The sequence below is a fragment of the Stenotrophomonas sp. AGC87 genome, from assembly GCF_057333975.1.
This window is the reverse complement of sequence record NZ_JBHFHW010000043.1, coordinates 212,964-217,098: the sequence shown is the minus strand read 5'-3', so window position 1 is coordinate 217,098 and position 4,135 is coordinate 212,964. Positions and strand designations below refer to the sequence as shown.

Sequence of the window (4,135 nt, the reverse complement as noted above, 5' to 3'; positions counted from 1 at the left end):
CCCCCCCCTCCGGGCAGCGGCGGAACGCCATGAAGTGTTGCCGGCCAGCGGCCAGTATCACGGCGTGGATGTGGTCATCATTAACCTGGTAATCACATCCACGCTGGCATGTTGGCCGCTATGGCCAACGACTTCCCCCAACGTCCGCCGCCGCCACTGCTGGACGATGCCTGTGCGCTGTTCCTGGACGTGGATGGCACCCTTATCGAATTCGCGGACGACCCCGAGTCGGTCGCGCTGCTGCCCGATGTGCGTGAAGCGATCGGGCGCATCAGCGACCGGCTGGATGGCGCGGTCGCACTGATCAGCGGGCGCCCCCTGGCGCAACTGGACAAACTCTTCGCCCCCTTGAGCCTGCCCGCGGCCGGCCTGCACGGCCACGAGCTGCGCAACCATGAGCAGCGTGCGCAGAGCAGCGATCCCTCTGCCGATACCAGCGAGTGGCTGCATGCCCTGCACCAGCAGGCGATGCGTTTCGCGCATGGCTATCCCGGTGTCCTGGTGGAGGACAAAGGCCGCAGCCTGGCCCTGCACTGGCGCGGTGCCCCGCACGCCGCCAACGACGTGCGCGCCTTCGCCGAACGACATATCCGTGGCCATGGCGGCTACCGGCTGCAGCCCGGTGACCATGTCATCGAGTTCCTCCCCGAAGGCAGCGACAAAGGCCGTGCGATGCGGCAGCTGATGCTGCAGCCACCGTTCCACGATCGCATGCCGGTGTTCGTCGGCGATGACCTCACCGATGAATTCGGCTTCGGCGCGGCCAACGACCTGCATGGCTGGAGCGTGCTGGTCGGTGCGCGCGAGCCCAGCGATGCGGTGTTCGCGCTGCCGACGATACGCAGCGTGCACGCCTGGCTTCGCGAGAATGCCTACTGATGCCTTGACCCCAAGGCCCCCTGACGCCGCGCGCAGGTCTCCCCCACCGGTGTGCCGCCGCGGCATGACACGAGACTTCCTGCATCATGAGCGAACCCGATCTGAATCTGGGCGTGGTCGGCAATGGCAGCTTCGGCGCGCTGATCGACAAGCACGCGCGCGTCGTCTGGAGCTGCCTGCCGACCTTCGACGGCGACCCGACCTTCTGCGCCCTGCTTGGCCCCAATCAACAGGACGGCGGTGACTTCGGCATCGAGCTGGAGGACATGGTCGACAGCGAACAGAGCTACCTGACCAACACCGCCATCCTGCGCACCGTGCTGCGCGACAAGCACGGTGGTGCGCTGGAAATCATCGATTTCGCGCCGCGCTGGCGTCAGAACGACCGCTTCTACCGGCCGGTCAGCCTGATCCGCCAGGTGCGGCCACTGTCCGGCAACCCACGCATCATCGTGCGCGCGCGTCCGCTGGCCGACTGGGGTGCCCGCGTCCCGGATGCCACGTGGGGCAGCAACCATATCCGCTGGGTCCTGCCCGACCATGTGCTGCGCCTGACCACCGATGTGCCGCTGCGTTTCGTCCGCGACGGCCTGCCGTTCGTGCTCAACCACCCGGTGCACCTGGTGCTCGGCGTGGACGAATCGCTCAACCGTTCGCTCAGTGGCTACGTGCAGGAATCCTTCCAGCGCACGCGCGACTACTGGCGCGAATGGGTGCGCTATCTGTCCATCCCGCTGGAATGGCAGGACGCGGTGAACCGCAGCGCGATCACGCTGAAGCTGTGCCAGTACGAAGACAGCGGCGCGATCATCGCCGCGATGACCACCTCCATTCCCGAAGCCCCCGGCAGCATCCGCAACTGGGATTACCGCTACTGCTGGCTGCGCGATGCCGCCTTCGTGGTGCGCACGCTCAACCGCCTCGGCGCGACCCGCACGATGGAGCAGTTCCTGGGCTACATCTTCAACCTGGCCACGGCCGATGGCAGCCTGCAACCGCTGTACGGCATCAGCTTCGAGGCCAAGCTGGAGGAAACCGAAGTCGCGTCGCTCTCCGGCTATCGCGGCATGGGCCCGGTGCGGCGCGGCAACCTGGCCTGGGTGCAACGCCAGCACGATGTCTACGGCAGCGTGGTGCTCGCCTCCACCCAGCTGTTCTTCGATCGCCGCCTGCAGGACCCGGGCGATGCGCACACCTTCGCGCGGTTGGAGCCGCTCGGCGAGCAGGCCTTCACCCTGCACGACGTGCCCGATGCCGGGCTGTGGGAATTCCGCGGCCGCACCGAAGTGCACACCTACACCAGTGCGATGTGCTGGGCCGCGTGTGACCGTCTGTGCAAGATCGCCGTGCGCTTGAAACTGGATGACCGCGCCACCTATTGGCGCGAGCGCGCCGACATCATCCATGCGCGCATCATGCGCGACTCGTGGAGCGAAGCACTCGGCCATTTCACCGATACCTTCGGCGGCCACCGCCTGGATGCCTCGTTGCTGCTGCTGGCCGATATCGGCTTCATCGAGGCCACCGATACGCGCTTCGTCGCCACGGTCGAGGCGATCGGCCGCGATCTCAAGCACGGCAACGCGCTGTATCGCTACGTGGCGCCGGATGATTTCGGCGAGCCGGAAACCAGCTTCACCATCTGCACCTTCTGGTACATCGATGCGCTCGCCGCGATCGGGCGGCTGGACGAAGCACGCGGGATGTTCGAGATGCTGCTGGAGCGCCGCAATCACCTGGGCCTGCTTTCCGAGGATCTTGCATTCGACAGCGGCGAGGCGTGGGGCAACTTCCCCCAGACCTATTCGCACGTGGGCCTGATCACCGCCGCCATGCGCCTGTCGCGCAGCTGGCAGGAGGCGTCATGAGCCGCCTGGTCGTCGTCTCCAACCGGGTCGCCGTTCCCGGGGAATCCCGCGCCGGCGGCCTGGCGGTCGGCCTGCTCGCCGCGCTGAAGGAGCGTGGCGGCCTGTGGTTCGGCTGGAGCGGCAAGTCCGTGCGCGACAACAGCGGCGCCCTGCACGAGCAGGTGGACGGTGACATCCGCTACGTCACCATGGACCTCAACAAGCGCGACGTGGATGGCTACTACAACGGCTTCGCCAACCGCACGCTGTGGCCGCTGCTGCACTTCCGGCTGGACCTGGTCGACTACGACCGCGCCACGCGCGAGACTTATCGCCGCGTCAACGCGCTGTTCGCCGAAAAGCTCGCGCCGCTGCTGCGCGAGGACGACATCGTATGGATCCACGACTATCACCTGATCCCGCTGGCCTCGCTGCTGCGCGAGCGCGGCATCGGCTGCCGGATCGGGTTCTTCCTGCACGTGCCGATGCCCTCGGCCGATCTGCTGCAGGCGATGCCGGACCACCTGCGGCTGTTCTCCAGCCTGTACGCCTACGATCTGGTCGGCTTCCAGACCCAACGCGATGCGGACCGCTTCCAGTCCTACGTGCGCCTGTTCGGTGGTGGCCGCGTGCTGCCTGACGGTGAGCTGGAAGCACCCGGCGGCCGGCGTTTCCGCGCCGCGGCCTTCCCGATCGGTATCGATACCGAATTCATCGCCCGCCAGGCCAAGGCCGGGGCGAACAAACCCGCGGTCAAGGACCTGCGCGGCAGCCTGCGCAATCGTCAGCTGGCGATCGGCGTGGACCGGCTGGACTACTCCAAGGGCCTGCCCGAGCGCTTCCAGGGGTTTGAGCGGTATCTGGAGCGTCATCCGGATCAGCACGGCTCGTTGACCTACCTGCAGATCGCCCCGGTCTCGCGCGGGGATGTCACCGAGTACCGCCAGCTGCGCAGCCAGCTGGAGCAGATCGCCGGGCACATCAACGGCGGGCATGCCGCACCGGACTGGACCCCGCTGCGCTACGTCAACCAGAACTTCACCCACGCCACGCTCACCGGCTTCTACCGGGCAGCGGCGGTGGGCCTGGTGACGCCACTGCGCGACGGCATGAACCTGGTCGCCAAGGAATACGTGGCCTCGCAGGACCCGGAGAACCCGGGCGTGCTGGTGCTGTCACTGCTGGCCGGTGCCGCCGATGAATTGAAGCAGGCGCTGCTGGTCAATCCGCATGACCTGGATGGCGTGGCCGATGCGATCGCCACCGCCGCGACCATGCCGCTGAAGAAGCGCGTGGAGCGCTGGCAGGCGATGATGGATCACCTGCGCACGTACGACATCAATCATTGGCGGCGGACGTATCTGCAGGCGCTGGAAGGGTGATGCCGGCCCGCGGCCGGCACTACCGCA

Annotated in this window: 3 protein-coding genes; all 3 read left to right on the top strand. The window is 67.0% G+C overall.

From position 1 onward, the window contains the following. Positions 1 to 120: 120 nt before the first annotated feature. The 3 genes from otsB (at position 121) to otsA (ending at position 4,108) form a co-directional block, all read left to right on the top strand. Positions 121 to 879, top strand: a complete 759-nt coding sequence (otsB, locus tag ACE026_RS20045; RefSeq protein WP_486040577.1) for a trehalose-phosphatase — start codon at positions 121 to 123, stop codon at positions 877 to 879. Between the two features lie 86 nt (positions 880 to 965). Continuing rightward, complete coding sequence (locus ACE026_RS20040; RefSeq protein WP_486040576.1) at positions 966 to 2,747, top strand: glycoside hydrolase family 15 protein; 1,782 nt, start codon at positions 966 to 968, stop codon at positions 2,745 to 2,747. Continuing rightward, on the top strand, positions 2,744 to 4,108 hold the full coding sequence (gene otsA / locus ACE026_RS20035; protein ID WP_486040575.1) for an alpha,alpha-trehalose-phosphate synthase (UDP-forming): 1,365 nt from the start codon (positions 2,744 to 2,746) through the stop codon (positions 4,106 to 4,108). Before ACE026_RS20040 ends, otsA begins: the two co-directional genes overlap by 4 nt. Positions 4,109 to 4,135 lie beyond the last annotated feature (27 nt).

What these genes read in the sequence shown, in the direction of transcription:
- otsA (WP_486040575.1), top strand. Translation starts at nt 2,744, where the DNA reads ATGAGCCGCCTGGTCGTCGTCTCCAACCGGGTCGCCGTTCCCGGGGAA.
- otsB (WP_486040577.1), top strand. Translation starts at nt 121, where the DNA reads ATGGCCAACGACTTCCCCCAACGTCCGCCGCCGCCACTGCTGGACGAT.
- ACE026_RS20040 (WP_486040576.1), top strand. Translation starts at nt 966, where the DNA reads ATGAGCGAACCCGATCTGAATCTGGGCGTGGTCGGCAATGGCAGCTTC.